The following is a 15,022-nucleotide window of genomic DNA, read 5'->3' on the forward strand; positions in this document are numbered from 1 at the left end:
TACAGGATGCATATTTTGTGGGATTTTGACGGTACATTATTCAATACATATCCTGCATTCATTGAAGCAATGGACAAACTATTATCAGGAAAAGTAGATAAAAAAGAGATAGAGCAAAAACTTAAAGTATCCTTTTCCTATGCTGCGAAAGAATTTCATTTGTCCCAACAACAGATAACCGAATTTAAAGCAATTGAAACCGCAATCTCTCCCAAATATAAAAAGCCGTTCCCTTTTGTAGAAGAGATTTTAAAAAAGGCCCGTGTGAACGTCATCATGACTCATAAGCCCTTTAACGAGGTCAAAACGATCTTGGATTATTATAAATGGAACGATTATTTTTCAGATATCATAGCAGGAGATCATGGTTATCCTAGAAAACCTAATTGCAAAGCATATCAATATTTACATCATAAACATCACATTGACCTTGTCATTGGTGATCGTTTGCTCGATATTTTACCAGGAAAAGAACTAGGCATCAAAACATGTCTTTTTCAGAATAATGAGCAAGGTGCAGATTTTTATGTTGATGATTATAAGCGATTTTTTGACGTTCTAAATGAAACGTGGAAATAAGTTATTTCCTACAACTAACTGAGTTAACCCTCGCTGTTTGAATGTTCACTTTATTTTATTAGAAGTACCAGGCTGAAAGCAAACACTAGAATAAACGAATGAAAACAGCGATCTACGGAAATGATAATCACTGAATCATTTGTGAAGGAGTAGTCGCTATGACACAGAATAAAAGCCAGCAAGAAAGACAGTGGACTGTGCGAAAAGAGTCACAAAACCCACATGGAAAGGTCAAATCTTTTAAAGAATTATCAAATGAAACAACAAAAAAGTAGGCTTCAGAAAAGAGGATAACTTATTGGTATTGACCAGACCAATTGAGTTTCCTTTTTTTGTTTGCAAGTCGTATAATTTATTGAAAATTTCTCATCCTAACAATAACCTTACCTGTAAAGAAGTGACCTTATTGAAAAATCCTACACACTCTATAAGACGATATGCTGTCTTCCATACTCCTTACTCTACAAACATCTTTTATCCCCGCAATCCTTGGATTGTGTCATGGTGGTCTGCTGCTTTCCCTGGATTTGGACATTATATGTTAGGGAAATATTTTTCCGGATTTTTATTGATGGTATGGGAGGTTCTTATAAACAGTTTAGCCCATTTGAATCATGCGATTTATTTTAGTATGATCGGACAAGCAGAAGCAGCAAAAGAGGTGCTTAACGAAGAGTGGATGGTGGTTTATATTACCGTATATGTTTTTCAAATTTGGGACAGTCATCGGAGAGCAGTTGAATATAATCATTATTTTACACTAGCATATTCTGAAGGTCTGCAGATGAAATTACATTACCTTTCAGGCTTGGAAATAAATATACTTGAGAAAAGAAAACCCCATCTTGCAATGTTTTGGTCAGTTCTTACTCCAGGTTTAGGTCACTTTTATGTGAACCGTGTTTTAGCCATTTTTTTTAATTTGGGAGTATGGGTTTTCATAAGTTATTTTGCTGGTTTTTATAGGGCGTTGGTAAATACCATTTTGGGGAAATTTGCTGTCATTCCTACGGTTGTGAACCCTCAATGGTTTTTATTTATCCCATCCTTGTACATATTTATTACTTATGACTCTTATAAAACCTGTAAAGAATGCAATAAACTTTTTGATTACGAACAAGCAAAATTCCTGCAGAAAGAGTATCAAAGTGATTCCTTTAAAATGCCGATTTAATGAAGGTGTGATTCAATGTACATTGTAGCCACTTTTTCTTACTCCTCGACATTAGAAATTTTTTTGAAAGAGATAGAGGAAAATGGATTTACGAAACAACAGATCCTTGTTATTCCCCTTTCAGAGGTTAAAGGAAGCAACAGTAAATTGCCGAACAGTCCAGGGGTAGGATTTATTGATCTTGCAGCTGTGTTTGGCTCGATTTTTATGCTGTTAGGAACGATATATGGATTGAACTTAAGACTCGGACCAATTGCATGGGGGTCATTCGGCTTAATTTTTGGTATATTATTAGGCGTTTTCCTAGTTTTTATTATTAAAAAAATGAAGACCAAAAAACCTCATCACACCAGTAAAGGAGAGGTTGTCGTCATGATTCATTGCTCTAAAGATATGCTTCAAATCATAGAGCCAATCCTATGGAATCATGATGTACTTGCAGTAGGTAAACTAAATAAAAGTTAACGATTTATCAAAATTTCCTATCCAATACACTTCCCTCTAAAACCTTATTGGCACCGAAAGAAAAACATGCTATAGTAATGAGAGTTATGAATTAAATAGAAATCCGTACTCGTATGGGAGAGGTTCTAGCACAACCCTCTATAAAAAACTAAGGACAAACTATATTCCTTGGATATAGTTTTTTTATTTAGTATGATTTTATTTTTGCTAGATACCTCATAATTTAATGGGGTTTTTTTTATGGGGTTACCTTGCTTAAGGAGAGATTATGAAATGCGTAATGATAAAGCAATCGTCGTTTTCAGCGGCGGTCAAGATAGTACAACGTGTTTATTCTGGGCTTTAAAACAGTTTAAAGAAGTAGAAGCTGTCACATTCAATTATAATCAACGGCACAAATTAGAAATTGATGTGGCGAAGAGCATTGCAAGTGAGCTTGGTTTAAAGCATCATCTGTTAGATATGTCGCTTTTGAATCAGCTGGCTCCAAATGCTTTGACAAGAAATGAAATTGCTATTGACCATAAAGATGGTGAATTGCCTTCTACCTTTGTACCTGGCAGAAACCTAGTGTTTTTATCTTTTGCCTCGATACTAGCCCATCAGGTAGGAGCAAAACATATTATTACTGGAGTTTGTGAAACAGATTTCAGCGGTTATCCAGATTGCAGAGATGATTTTGTGAAGTCTTGCAATGTGACTGTGAACCTTGCGATGGATACTAGTATAGTCATTCATACACCGCTTATGTGGTTAAATAAAGCGGAAACGTGGAAGCTTGCAGATGAACTAGGAGTCCTTAATTTTGTAAAGGATAAGACGTTGACCTGCTATAACGGTGTTGTGGCTGATGGCTGCGGGGAATGTCCGGCATGTGTACTTCGCAAACGAGGGTTAGATGATTATTTATCTTCCATAGAAGGGGGAGGTTCTAAATGATTCAGCAAATATATCCTCAGGTGATTCACCCTTATCAATATGAGTTAAATAAAGATATGCACCTTTCAGCGGCACATTATATACCGCATGAAGACGCAGGAAAATGCAGGGAATTGCATGGCCACACCTATTTTATTAATGTAACGATTGCAGGTGATGACCTTGATAAGTCCGGATTTTTGGTGAATTTTAAACAGTTAAAAAACCTGGTACATGGGAAATTTGATCATACTGTTTTGAACGATCATCTTGAGGTTTTCCCTAAAGATGGTCCGGACAGCTTCCCAACGACTGAGGTTGTTGCCCGCAAAATCTATGAAATCATTCAAAACGATCTGGATCAATTACCGCACAAACCTAAATGCCTGCAGGTTTTTGTTAGAGAAACTCCAACAAGCTATGTTGTTTATAGGCCAAAGCAGGTGAAGAAGAATGATTAAGCTGCCTGTGCTTGAGATTTTTGGTCCAACTATTCAAGGAGAGGGAATGGTGATCGGCCGAAAAACAATGTTTGTGAGAACAGCGGGTTGTGACTATTCATGCAGCTGGTGTGATTCGGCTTTTACTTGGGACGGTTCAGCCAAAGAAGACATCATCCAAATGAGTCCTGAAGAAATATGGAATAAGCTTGAAGAAATAGGCGGTGATTATTTTTCCCACGTTACCATCTCTGGAGGTAATCCTGCCTTATTAAAAAACTTGGATCAATTGATCTCTATTTTAAAAGAGAAAAATAAGAAAGTAGCAATCGAAACACAAGGGAGCCGTTATCAGGAATGGTTTGTAGAGATAGATGATTTAACGATATCTCCAAAGCCGCCAAGCTCTCAAATGAAAACAAATTTCGAGATGTTAGACACGATTTTCGAGTCGCTTTCAAAAGCAAATAGACTAAGTCATGTAAGTTTAAAAGTTGTTATTTTTGATGAAGCAGATCTAGACTATGCAGCATTCGTTCATAAACGGTACCCGTCAATCCCTTTTTATCTGCAAGTAGGCAATGAGGATGTGGACGAGAGCAATGATCAAAAGCTTGTATCTAAGTTGCTTACTCGCTATGAGTGGTTAATTGAAAAAGTGACGAACGCAAAAGAATTCAATAATGCCCGCGTATTGCCTCAGCTTCACACATTAGTATGGGGCAATAAACGCGGTGTTTAAAGGAGGAGCTGCAAGAATGGCTGGAAGACAGGATCATGAATTAGAAGGAGTTACATTGTTAGGTAATCAGGGGAATAACTATGTATTTGACTATTCACCAGATGTGTTGGAAGTATTTGAAAATAAGCATCCAAACCGCGATTATTTTGTAAAATTCAATTGTCCAGAGTTTACTAGCTTATGTCCAATGACAAGCCAACCGGACTTCGCAACAATTTATATCAGTTATATCCCTGATAAATTAATGGTCGAAAGCAAATCACTAAAACTCTATTTATTCAGCTTTCGTAACCACGGCGATTTTCATGAAGATTGCATGAATATCATTATGAATGACCTGATTAAGCTTATGGACCCCCGTTATATTGAGGTGTGGGGCAAGTTTACGCCACGTGGAGGAATATCAATCGACCCTTACTGTAATTACGGCAAACCAGGCACGAAGTATGAAAAGATGGCTGATTATCGATTGATGAATCATGATTTGTATCCTGAGACGGTTGATAATCGGTGAAGTGAGAAGTATGATGTGAAAAGGTGAAATTATAATAAGAGTGTGAGACATGTCACAGTATGGTGTGAATTGTAGTGTGATAGTGAAATGTCAAGAAACTGGGTTGCAATGTTGATGAATTGGCTAATAATAGACAAGCAGGCATTAACTTGCCTATTTTGATTGGAAATGAAAACCTTACGTCTAGTGTTCTAAAAACTTTCAGCGTGGTAGTAAAAAACTCTTCCGAGGTGCTAAAATTATTTTGGTTCGCCAACCAAAATTCTGCAATCGGAGGAGTTTTTATGTCAAAAGACACTAATCGTTTAGCACACACTACTTGGAATTGTAAGTCCCACATAGCCTTTGCACCGAAGTTATAGAAGACAAGTGGTTTATGGGAAAATTGGGCGGTCAATTAGAGAGCCTGCCTGTGTGCAATTAGTAGGGAATCAACTTATTTGCTGCGCCCTATTTCGGAGTGCTATCATTTTAATACAGATGAAAAGGGAGATGTTAGCATGCCAACAGAAGTCCTGTTAGACGATCGGGTAATCAAGGTAAACAGCTACAAAGAAGAAAATGTAAATGGTTTGCAAAAAATCTCAGTTGATTTTAAAGTAACAAGCAATGAATATCATGATGTAACGACATTATTATATAAAGGAAGATTTGATGTAAAAGTGCCTGAGAGAGAGTTGTCTTTTGAAGGAACAATCAACCAATATTCCACTTCAGTTACAAATTTATATGAAGAAAACCAGGTTGGTGATTTTAAATTAACTTTAATAGAAGTAAACAATTGAGTGAGGAAAAGAAATGGTTATGAAGTTAAGCATTTTAGATCAATCGCCGATTTCTTCCGGCCAAACGGCAAAAGAGGCGTTAAATGAATCACTGAAGCTGGCTCAAGAAGGAGAAAAGTTAGGTTATACGCGTTACTGGATTGCTGAACATCATGACTTGCCGGGGCTTGCTAGTTCAGCACCTGAAGTAATGCTTGGCTATATCGGTGCACAAACGGATCGTATTCGTATCGGTTCAGGAGCCGTTTTGCTTCCTCATTATAAGCCATACAAAATTGCAGAAGTATATAATATGCTTGCAACGTTGTTTACCGGTCGAATTGATTTAGGAATTGGCCGAGCCCCAGGTGGATCCGCAGAAGCAACGAATGCTCTTTCAGATCATTTTTTACAACAAGTTTGGAATATGCCGAAATCCGTTCAGGAACTGCTGCAGTTTTTAGAAAATGACTTTCCTGCTGACCATGCGTACGCCAAAGTATCGGCATCTCCACTGCCGCCTGTTGCACCTGAACCGTGGCTGCTCGGGACGAGTGAAAAAAGTGCCAAATTAGCTGCAGAAAATGGTATGGCTTATGCATTTGGACAATTTATGAGTGATAAAGACGGAGAGGCTATTGTGAAAAAGTACAATGAAGCATTTAAACCGCGAAAAAGCGGACAAATTCCGCAAACGATTTTAACTATATCTGCTTTATGTGCTGAAACGACAGAAAAAGCAGAAGAGATTGCCCGAAGCTCCTTTTTATGGAAAATTCAAAATGAAAAAGGTGAAAGCGGCCAAGGTGTCCCTTCAATTGAAGAAGCAAATCATTTTTTCTTGAATAATAAAGAACTGTTAAACAAAATGAAAAAGAATATGATTATCGGAAACCCAAAAGAAGTGAGACAGAAACTATTTGAACTCGAGCAGCAATATGAAGTAGATGAAATGATGATTGTTACAATTACCCATTCCCCAACAGATCGGCTTAAATCGTATCAATTAATTGCAGAACAAATACTTTAAAAGATTGGATAAGGTTTAAAAGAGGAAGAGGCAGATGTCTTCTATTATTTTTATCTTTTAGAAGAAACAAACTGACGAATGATAAAATTGGATTACAATGATAATTCTTAAGTAGCAGAGGTTAAGGGATTGGCTTTTGAAACCGAGACGCTAGCATCTGATAACGACGGCTTAATTAGCGAGTTAATAACAGAATGCTGCTTTCCCTCTTTGGCTTTGGAAAACAAACTTTTTGGATGATGAGTTCCAAATAAAACATTGGGAGGACCTATTTCTCTAGAATTTTTGCAAACAATATGGCATCCTGAAGAATCCCATTTACGTAGTGGTAGTTTTTTAAATACCCTTCTTTTTGGAAACCGTTTTTAGAAGAACGCCTTGGGATCTCTTGTTATCAGGATGTACGATTGCCCCTATCCGGTAAAGCTCTAGCTCTTTGAATCCATATTTTGTAATCGTTTGAACCGCTTTGCTTCCAATTCCCTGGCCCCAATAATCAGGGTGAAGGTCATACCCGATCTCACAGCGATGATGCTGATGATTCAACAAATGAAACCCGATTGTGCCAACAATCTGTCCAGTATCTTTTAGGCAAATTCCCCAGCGTAAAGTTATTCCCTTCTGAAACCCCTCAGCAAATTTTTCAATTAAAAGACTAGCTTCCTTTTTTTCTTTAAAGGGTGCCATTCCATAGAACTCCATTGCACGCAAATCCGAGAAATATGAAAAAAGGAAAGGAGCATCCTCCGCGTTTATTGGACGAAATAGTAAGCTATTATTCTCGATTACATGAAAATCCTCTAATTTTTTCATGGCTGATTAACTCCTTGAATTGGTTTATTTTATTATTTTACCATTTAATTCAAGGGAAAACTTGCAAAATTACTAGTTTAAAAGTCGATTTTCTGTGCAAAAAAATGACAGATTTATAGGACATCTGCTTTGTTTTTGGGTAAGCACGCTTAAACCTAGCAAATTTTGTCGAATAGTTTAATTGTTACTACATAACACGGGAGGATGTACAAAATGAAAAAGAAAATAATCGTGCTGGCAGCAGCATTTGCTTTAAGTTTTGCTGTCTTTTTTCCAAAGCACAGTGAAGCCGCACTTGGCGATACTACGCTAAGTAAGGGAACGTGGCATAATGATGTCAACGAATTACAAGAGTCTTTACTTTCTAAAAGTGTCTATCCATATCATGAGGCAACAGGCTATTTCGGTACAATCACAGAACAAGCCGTAAAAGACTTTCAAAGCAAAAACGGCTTAAAGGCAGATGGAATCGCAGGTTCTCAAACATACTCAAAATTAAAAGTGGTCAAATATGGGGATCAAGGAAGACCTGTAATAAAACTTCAACGACTATTAAAAGCATGGAATCAATATACCGGATCTGTTGATGGTATTTATGGAAACGCTACTAAAAAAGCTGTTCAAAGTTTTCAAGAACAGCATGGGTTTCCTAGCGACGGAGTCGCAGGCGCCCAAACATTGAAGAAGCTCAATGAAAAATCTAATGAAGTTTCATCCAATGTGAAAGAGCTGACCGTTTCTGCTACAGCCTATACAGCAAGCTGTGAAGGCTGCTCCGGGGTGACGAAAATGGGAGTCGATTTGAACAAATATCCTGATGGCAAAGTGATTGCAGTTGATCCAAACGTCATTCCGCTCGGATCAACTGTAGAGGTCGAAGGATATGGAAAAGCAATCGCTGCCGACATTGGCGGTGCAATCGATGGAAATGAAATTGACGTCTTTATCTCCGACTTGTCCGATGCAGAAAAATGGGGAGTTAAAAACGTTAAAGTGAAAGTTTATGAATAAATAGAGCGGTACCAGGTACATTGAGTATCTGGTTCTTTTTTTATAGATTAGAATATATATGGTTTTTGATCTTAGTGTAGGACGCGGATAGGAAAGTGGATTTTGCGTATAGACTCGATCATATCGCTCATAGAACAGAGGTGAATCGCTCAAATATAAGTCAGCCCCGGCGTTTCGCACATAGACCGAAAGAAATCGCGCATAGGAAGAGAGATTTCGCACATAGCCGTGATCATATCGCTCATAGAACCAGGTGAATCGCTCATAGACAGGGCAATTCCCGCGTTTCGCTCATAGACCGAAAGAAATCGCTCATAGGAAGAGAGATTTCGCGCATAGCCGTGATCATATCGCTCATAGAACGAGGTGAATCGCTCATAGACAGGGGAATTCCCGCGTTTCGCTCATAGACCGAAAGAAATCGCGCATAGGAAGAGAGATTTCGCGCATAGCCGTGATCATATCGCTCATAGAACCAGGTGAATCGCTCATAGACAGGGCAATTCCCGCGTTTCGCTCATAGACCGAAAGAAATCGCTCATAGGAAGAGAGATTTCGCGCATAGCCGTGATCATATCGCTCATAGAACGAGGTGAATCGCTCATAACAAGGCAGTCCCCAATAGACCAAGGCATACTGAGATTTTAAATCAAATAAGTAACAAATAATTTAGCAAAGTTACGGTAAATATTATCGAATTTTCTGAGATATATCAAAAATGCATACCCACTTCTGAAATACCTGTCTATCCAAATTAAAAAGGTTGCCCAAAGGCAACCTTCAGCTTGTTTTCTCTTGTACTATTTTATAGTTTTTGTGATTAACAACCGTGCGATTATCAAGCTCTAAATCGCGGAAATTATCCATGAATGTTAAATCAACAATAACTGAGTTTTCATTTACTTTTTCAACGATCCCTTTAAGGCCATCCCTAAATTCTATTATATTGCCAACCTTTGCAATTTTCATATCCTCTCTCTCCTTTGTCTATTTTCCGCCATGCACTTTGATAAGGCTTTGATTCCTGAAAACCTATTAGGGTAATTTTGCAATATTTTTATTTTTTAGTAAAGGCTTTCAGGAAAAATGATCAATTTTTGTTAGTATTATAACCTTAAATTGATAAAACGCAAAGCAAAATGATGTCGTAACTCTCTTTTTTTATGATATATTGAAAAAATAAAACTGTAGAGGAGTTAACAATGGTACAAGCAGGATTAGTATTAGAAGGAGGCGGAATGAGGGGAGTATATACTGCCGGAGTTTTAGAATACTTCCTTGAAAATGACTTGTCCTTTCCTTATCTAATAGGGGTTTCGGCAGGTGCCTGCATGGCTGCCTCTTATTTATCTAAACAAAAAGGCAGGAACAAAAAAGTAAATATAGAACTTGTTTCACATCCGAAGTATCTTTCATTCAACAATTATTTAAGATACAGGCAATTATTTGGAATGGATTTTTTATTTGATGAAATTCCCAATAAAATTGTTCCATATGATTTTGAAGCTTTTCGAAATTCAGGTTCATCCTTTGTCGTAGGAACAACGGATATTGAGACAGGAGAGCCTGTTTATTTTAATGAGTGGGAAACAAGCAATGATTTATTAACGGCAATCAGAGCTTCGAGCTCATTGCCCTTTATTGCTCCAGTTGTGGAATTTAAACAGAGAAAGCTTATGGATGGAGGAATTTCTGATTCTGTTCCTTTGAAAAAGGCGGAACAGGATGGGTATCAGAAAAATGTCGTTATCCTAACGAAAAATAGTGGCTTTCAAAAAAAGAAGCCATCAGGTTCATGGGTTTTAAAAAAAGCCTACAAGGAATATCCGAAGCTGATTGAGGTGTTATTGCAGCGTTATGAAATCTATAATGCTACCCAGGAATATTTACTGGAGCAAGAAAGAAAAGGAAATGTTTTTATTATTCGTCCTTCTGAACAGTTAAGAGTAGGGAGAATAGAGCGAAATCCCAAGAAATTGGAAAATTTATATCAGCTTGGAATAAATGATGCGAAACGTATTTATATAAATTTGCAAAAGTGGCTTAAGTCTTAATAGTTTATTTCTATCTCAGAAGGGAAAAGTTAGAGCATATACTTATCTTGGAAGGTGATAGATGTGAAAGTGTTAGTAGTTGGTGCAAATGGAAAAACAGGTAAACTCATCGTCGAGCAGCTAGCGAAAAGTGGAGAACATGAACCATATGCGATGATTCGCAATCCCAAGCAAGAGGAAGATATGAAACAAATTGGCGGTCATCCAGTTCTTGCTGATCTTGAAGAGGATGTAAGTAGTGCAGTTCAGCAGGCTGAGGCAATCATTTTCGCTGCAGGCTCCGGTTCGAAAACGGGACCAGATAAAACGATTTCCGTTGATCAGGAAGGGGCTAAACGTGTTATTGATTCGGCGAAGGCTCATGGGATTCAGCATTTTGTGATGTTAAGCTCGATGGGAACAGATAACCCGGAACAAGGGCCAGATTCCATGCAGCATTATTTCCGAGCAAAGGCAATTGCTGATGAGTACCTGCAGAATTCTGAACTATCTTATACCATTGTTCGTCCGGGAAGATTAACAGATGATAAAGGAAATGGGAAGATACAAGCATCTCATCATCTTAATAAATCTGGTTCTATTCCTAGAGAAGATGTAGCAGCAGTGTTAATCGCTTCTTTAACAAAAAATGAAACCAAAAATAAATCATTTGAAATTCTATCAGGTAACGAAGAAATCAATGATGCTTTAAAATTTGTATATTAAATAGACAGGATACTACTCAACTTAGTAAACTAATAAGAGAAATATGGACTTGGAAGGGGCAGTTTTTTTGGATGAACAAACAGTTAACACTGTGTTAAACGAGCTGAGATCGGGAGAGTTAAAAGAGTATCATGTGTCAAAGGACCAATTTTTAACGTTTCGAAAAATACTTGTAGACCGTGTAGATTTTAAGCATTTCCGCGGAATTGCCCAGCATGGCGGCAGCGTTATATTTCGGTATTTAGAAAATCCAAGAAGTTAGAAAAGGTACGTACTAGAGGTGAGAAGTGAGATGTGAAACTAGAAGCAATCGGCGAAAAACCGATTGCTTTTTAAAAAATGTGAAGACATCATATTTCAAGTATTCTTAAGCTTTTCGTTTTTTCTAATCTTTTTTAATGCATCCCTTCGCCAAGATTTAACGGCTGATTCTGAAACTTTTTCGGTGATGGCTATTTCTTTTGGGGTCTTGCCCTCGATTACATAAGAAAGAAACCATTTTTTTTGGTTAATTGTTAATTCAGCTGCTATTGCTTCTACCATTTCAATTGATTCTATATTATTTAATGAGCTGTCCTCGCTCCCATATTCGGTTTCTTCTGCTCCGAAGGAATGGTGTTGTTCAAAACGATTCCTTTTTGTCATTTCATACATTATTTTCCCCTTAATTGTAGAGTATGCGTATCCGGAGAAAGATCCTTTCAAATGATCATATCGCCGATATGCTTCCCATAATGCAATCATCCCTATTTGATAGAACTCATCGTGATTTTTGTAAATATGCAGCTTTTTTAAGATATGATAAATCATCGGTTGATAATCACTTAATAATTCTTTAAACGTGTTGTTCATTTTCCATCCAAACAAAGAACATGTTCTTTCATTTATTCCGCGGTAGCTTTATCTTAAAAAGAAAGAATGGATGAAGTAAAAGTTGGTTATTGAAGAGATAATTGGAAGAGATCGCTGTAAATTAACAATTTTCTAATTGAAAATCAGATATAACCTATGAGTTTTCCAAAAGTAATCGGGTATTTCTTTCTTTTTTCAAGCAATTTCACCTCCATTTATTCCCATGGAAAGCCTGCCATATATTTAACAATGAATACTTTTTGGATAAATGTTAACCTAACCTTTGTATTTAAAAACCGCATGATAATTACTGGAGGTTTAGATGAAAAAGATACTAACGGTTAGTGTGATAACAATGATTTTTTCATTTTTTTCTATAGATAATATGATTCATGCCGAAGAAGTATATGAAATAAAAAGAGGGGATACCCTTTGGCTGATTGGCAAAAAACATGGTGTTTCAATGAGAGATATAGAGTCGGTGAATCAAATTAGCGGGAATTTTATGTTTAATGGAGAAAAACTAATAATCCCCTCATCACTTTCCGAGCAGGATATGGGTTTGCTTGCTCGCATAGTGCATGCTGAGGCTAAAGGGGAACCATATAAAGGAAAAGTGGCTGTCGCAACAGTGGTCCTTAATAGGGTAAAGCATGAGCAATTTCCTGATTCAATTGAAGAAGTCATTTATCAAGAAAACGCATTTGAACCAGTTGCAAACGGCTCCATTCATGAGCCAGCTGATGAAGCATCAAAAAAAGCTGTTCAAGAAGCATTAGCCTATCAGATGGAAGAAAGTGATCTTGTTTACTTCTATAATCCAGATATAGCAACAAGTGACTGGATTTTTTCCAGAGAAGTAACAATGACAATTGGAAATCACGTTTTTGCAAGATAATTCTATATCTCTTGAAATGGTCAGACTTTCTTAAAAGTCTGGCCTTTTTTAATTAAAAAAATAAATTGTTAATTTGTTAAAGAGTTATATAAATTTCCATCTACAGGCTGCACCTCCCCTTAGGTCACAAGTAAATCCGGCCGAGAATGTTAATTAAAGGATTAACGTGATAAAGAATGGTATCATTGTCCAGGGCAGGCAGACTGGACCTGAGAAGGTTAAAGAACAACCTTCTCGGGCGGATTGCCTTAAGGTTGTCGCCACTAGCGCTCTGTGCTTTACGTTCAAGTGCCGCCTCTTTCTTCTCACCTCAAAGGATACAATCATTCTCGTTAGATAAGTTCTTTTTCAAGAACAAAGTTTCCGAAAACAACCGACTTTATAGAGGTTATAGACCTCTTTTCTTTTTTTCCTTGAGAAAAAGAAAATAATTGGGAAGGCTTGTTCATATGATTAGAGGAGATCATAAATGGACAAGGGGAGACATCATGAATTCTTTTTACAGAAGTACATTATTGCTTACGATTGCAGCATTTATAAGTGAATGTATTGAATTCATTATTAATATCATTCTTGCAAGAGAACTTGGGGAGCATGGAATGGGTTTATATATGTCGATTTTGCCAATTATTTTTTTCGTAGTGGTAATTGCAAGCATAGAAATGCCGATTTCTATTTCAAAATATATTGCTGAAAAGGATGAGAAGTATCATCACAGTATGTTACAGCATGCAACTTCATTTACGATTAAATTAACGTTCGTTTTTATTTTACTAGGCTTTCTAGTCGTTCCATTCATTCCTGTTTTTTCAGATTATCATCCTTTTGTGAGATGGCTTGTCCTCCTGCTTATCCCGATTATTTCCTTTTCTTCAATTGCCAGAGGCTATTTTATGGGCGTACAAGGAATGGGGAAGATTGCGACCTCCAATTTTTTAAGAAAAGCGGTGCAATTACTAGTCCTTTTTAGTCTATATCAATGGATCCATTTTGATATGGAAACCTCCTTGCTTGTTGCCATAAGTACATTAATTGCTAGCGAGTTCATTGTATGTACCTATTTATTTAGCCACTATTTGCTGCAGATAAGAGCGATAAGGAGCAAGCATGCTGTCTCATTGTCTGCTAAAGAAGTTAGAAAAAGTCTATTGTCCGTATCTTTACCTACTACAGGATTACGAATTTTCAATTCTCTAACAAACGCTGTGCAGCCATTCCTAGTAAAAGCTGCGTTAATCTCCGCAGGTGTGTCAAGTGTGGCAGCAGTAGAACACTATGGAATGCTAGCTGGTGTAGCTTTAACAATTGGTTTTTTTCCAGCTTTTATCGCACATTCACTAATGGTAGCCTTAATTCCGAATGTATCAGAAGCCTTTGCTAAGAAGGATTTTGTTCAACTTCAAAAATTACTTCAACAAGCAATGTGGATTACGTTTATTTATGGGATACCCGCGGTATATTTGATCTTTCATTTTGCCCATCCGCTAACAGAAATGTTCTTTCAATCCTCTTCTGCTGCCTTCTATTTGCAAATGCTGTGGCCTTACTTTTTGTTTCACTTTTTTGTGATTCCAATGCAAGCTTACTTGATCGGACTTGGCCTTGTTAAAGATGCTTTTTACCACACTGTGTGGTCACATATCATTTCATTTGCCATGATGTACTTTCTTGGCTCAATGGAGCATTTTCAAATGACAGGCATCATTTTAGGAATGAATACAGGGATCGTCCTCTTAACATTGATGCACTATTTTACAATTTGTAAGCGGATTGGCTTGTCTGTTTTCTTATTCAAAAATCAAGATCAGTCAATAAATAAAATATAAAGCAGGAAGAGTTATTTTCGGAAAAGTGGATTAGGATTTCGTAAAGAAGTAGAAAAGAAGAGGGAATGAAGAAAAAGCTAAACAAAATTTTACGTGAATTTGATAAAGATTCAATAAAAAAGAAAAGGACAATTTATTTTACGCAAAGGGTGGCATTACTTACATAAGTATGCTACCCTTTTTCTATTCAAGAATTGCGGAGGTAAAGGATCAGTTCGTAGTATCAAGAATATCCCT

Annotated in this window: 19 protein-coding genes, 1 pseudogene and 1 riboswitch; of the genes and pseudogenes, 17 read left to right on the forward strand and 3 right to left on the reverse strand. The window is 37.1% G+C overall.

Annotated features, from left to right (window positions below):
- Positions 1-6: 6 nt before the first annotated feature.
- From IC621_RS09115 to IC621_RS09160, 11 genes and pseudogenes are all read left to right on the forward strand, one after another.
- Positions 7-579 carry an HAD-IA family hydrolase gene (locus IC621_RS09115; protein WP_191157967.1) on the forward strand — a complete coding sequence of 191 codons (573 nt, stop codon included), beginning with the start codon at positions 7-9 and terminating at the stop codon, positions 577-579.
- A 158-nt stretch (positions 580-737) separates the two neighbouring features.
- A complete protein-coding gene (locus IC621_RS26425; RefSeq protein ID WP_224752425.1) occupies positions 738-854 on the forward strand; it encodes a DUF6254 family protein in 117 nt (38 codons plus the stop codon).
- A 131-nt stretch (positions 855-985) separates the two neighbouring features.
- Positions 986-1,753 carry a hypothetical protein gene (locus IC621_RS09120; RefSeq protein ID WP_191157969.1) on the forward strand — a complete coding sequence of 256 codons (768 nt, stop codon included), beginning with the start codon at positions 986-988 and terminating at the stop codon, positions 1,751-1,753.
- A gap of 15 nt (positions 1,754-1,768) precedes the next feature.
- Complete coding sequence (locus tag IC621_RS09125; RefSeq protein ID WP_191157970.1) at positions 1,769-2,218, forward strand: hypothetical protein; 450 nt, start codon at positions 1,769-1,771, stop codon at positions 2,216-2,218.
- Between the two features lie 113 nt (positions 2,219-2,331).
- Positions 2,332-2,376, forward strand: a riboswitch (PreQ1 riboswitch).
- Positions 2,377-2,491: 115 nt separating this feature from the next.
- Positions 2,492-3,157, forward strand: a complete 666-nt coding sequence (queC, locus tag IC621_RS09130; RefSeq protein ID WP_191157972.1) for a 7-cyano-7-deazaguanine synthase QueC — start codon at positions 2,492-2,494, stop codon at positions 3,155-3,157.
- Positions 3,154-3,597 (forward strand): 6-carboxytetrahydropterin synthase QueD, encoded by a 444-nt coding sequence (gene queD, locus IC621_RS09135; protein WP_191157974.1) that lies wholly within the window; start codon positions 3,154-3,156, stop codon positions 3,595-3,597. The genes queC and queD overlap by 4 nt, the downstream gene beginning before the upstream one ends.
- Positions 3,590-4,318 carry a 7-carboxy-7-deazaguanine synthase QueE gene (gene queE / locus IC621_RS09140; RefSeq protein WP_191157976.1) on the forward strand — a complete coding sequence of 243 codons (729 nt, stop codon included), beginning with the start codon at positions 3,590-3,592 and terminating at the stop codon, positions 4,316-4,318. Before queD ends, queE begins: the two co-directional genes overlap by 8 nt.
- Before the next feature lie 16 nt (positions 4,319-4,334).
- Positions 4,335-4,832, forward strand: coding sequence for a preQ(1) synthase (queF, locus tag IC621_RS09145; RefSeq protein WP_191157978.1), 498 nt, complete (start codon positions 4,335-4,337; stop codon positions 4,830-4,832).
- A gap of 284 nt (positions 4,833-5,116) precedes the next feature.
- Positions 5,117-5,231 (forward strand): annotated as a pseudogene (locus IC621_RS09150) (IS200/IS605 family transposase); the annotation flags it as partial.
- Between the two features lie 101 nt (positions 5,232-5,332).
- Positions 5,333-5,617 carry a DUF3219 family protein gene (locus IC621_RS09155; RefSeq protein ID WP_191157980.1) on the forward strand — a complete coding sequence of 95 codons (285 nt, stop codon included), beginning with the start codon at positions 5,333-5,335 and terminating at the stop codon, positions 5,615-5,617.
- A 19-nt stretch (positions 5,618-5,636) separates the two neighbouring features.
- Positions 5,637-6,626 (forward strand): LLM class flavin-dependent oxidoreductase, encoded by a 990-nt coding sequence (locus IC621_RS09160; RefSeq protein WP_191158025.1) that lies wholly within the window; start codon positions 5,637-5,639, stop codon positions 6,624-6,626.
- Positions 6,627-6,962: 336 nt separating this feature from the next.
- Here IC621_RS09160 and IC621_RS09165 read toward each other — a convergent pair whose 3' ends face one another.
- Positions 6,963-7,439, reverse strand: coding sequence for a GNAT family N-acetyltransferase (locus IC621_RS09165; protein ID WP_191157982.1), 477 nt, complete (start codon positions 7,437-7,439; stop codon positions 6,963-6,965).
- A gap of 213 nt (positions 7,440-7,652) precedes the next feature.
- Here IC621_RS09165 and IC621_RS09170 point away from each other — a divergent pair, with 213 nt between their 5' ends.
- Complete coding sequence (locus IC621_RS09170) at positions 7,653-8,450, forward strand: peptidoglycan-binding protein (protein WP_396652998.1); 798 nt, start codon at positions 7,653-7,655, stop codon at positions 8,448-8,450.
- Positions 8,451-9,230: 780 nt separating this feature from the next.
- Here the strand turns inward: IC621_RS09170 and IC621_RS09175 are convergent.
- A complete protein-coding gene (locus IC621_RS09175; RefSeq protein WP_191157986.1) occupies positions 9,231-9,419 on the reverse strand; it encodes a YkvS family protein in 189 nt (62 codons plus the stop codon).
- Positions 9,420-9,652: 233 nt separating this feature from the next.
- Here IC621_RS09175 and IC621_RS09180 point away from each other — a divergent pair, with 233 nt between their 5' ends.
- The 3 genes from IC621_RS09180 to IC621_RS09190 all read left to right on the forward strand — a co-directional run bounded on the left by IC621_RS09180 (position 9,653) and on the right by IC621_RS09190 (position 11,471).
- Positions 9,653-10,504, forward strand: coding sequence for a patatin-like phospholipase family protein (locus IC621_RS09180; RefSeq protein ID WP_191157988.1), 852 nt, complete (start codon positions 9,653-9,655; stop codon positions 10,502-10,504).
- A 63-nt stretch (positions 10,505-10,567) separates the two neighbouring features.
- Entirely contained in the window at positions 10,568-11,209 is a 642-nt protein-coding gene (locus IC621_RS09185; RefSeq protein ID WP_191157990.1) for an SDR family oxidoreductase, read from the forward strand.
- 67 nt (positions 11,210-11,276) lie between these two features.
- Positions 11,277-11,471 carry a hypothetical protein gene (locus tag IC621_RS09190; RefSeq protein WP_191157992.1) on the forward strand — a complete coding sequence of 65 codons (195 nt, stop codon included), beginning with the start codon at positions 11,277-11,279 and terminating at the stop codon, positions 11,469-11,471.
- A gap of 95 nt (positions 11,472-11,566) precedes the next feature.
- Here IC621_RS09190 and IC621_RS09195 read toward each other — a convergent pair whose 3' ends face one another.
- The gene (locus IC621_RS09195) at positions 11,567-12,061 is read right to left on the reverse strand and encodes a sigma-70 family RNA polymerase sigma factor (protein WP_191157994.1); all 495 of its coding nucleotides are present in this window, start codon (positions 12,059-12,061) and stop codon (positions 11,567-11,569) included.
- Between the two features lie 322 nt (positions 12,062-12,383).
- On the opposite strand from IC621_RS09195, the gene IC621_RS09200 reads away from it, so the two are divergent.
- The gene (locus tag IC621_RS09200) at positions 12,384-12,959 is read left to right on the forward strand and encodes a cell wall hydrolase (protein ID WP_191157996.1); all 576 of its coding nucleotides are present in this window, start codon (positions 12,384-12,386) and stop codon (positions 12,957-12,959) included.
- A 488-nt stretch (positions 12,960-13,447) separates the two neighbouring features.
- On the forward strand, positions 13,448-14,785 hold the full coding sequence (locus IC621_RS09205; RefSeq protein WP_191157998.1) for a polysaccharide biosynthesis protein: 1,338 nt from the start codon (positions 13,448-13,450) through the stop codon (positions 14,783-14,785).
- Positions 14,786-15,022: the final 237 nt, after the last annotated feature.

Origin of the sequence: Metabacillus arenae (assembly GCF_014773385.1) — a bacterium.
Classification (GTDB): Bacteria; Bacillota; Bacilli; order Bacillales; family Bacillaceae; genus Metabacillus_D; species Metabacillus_D arenae.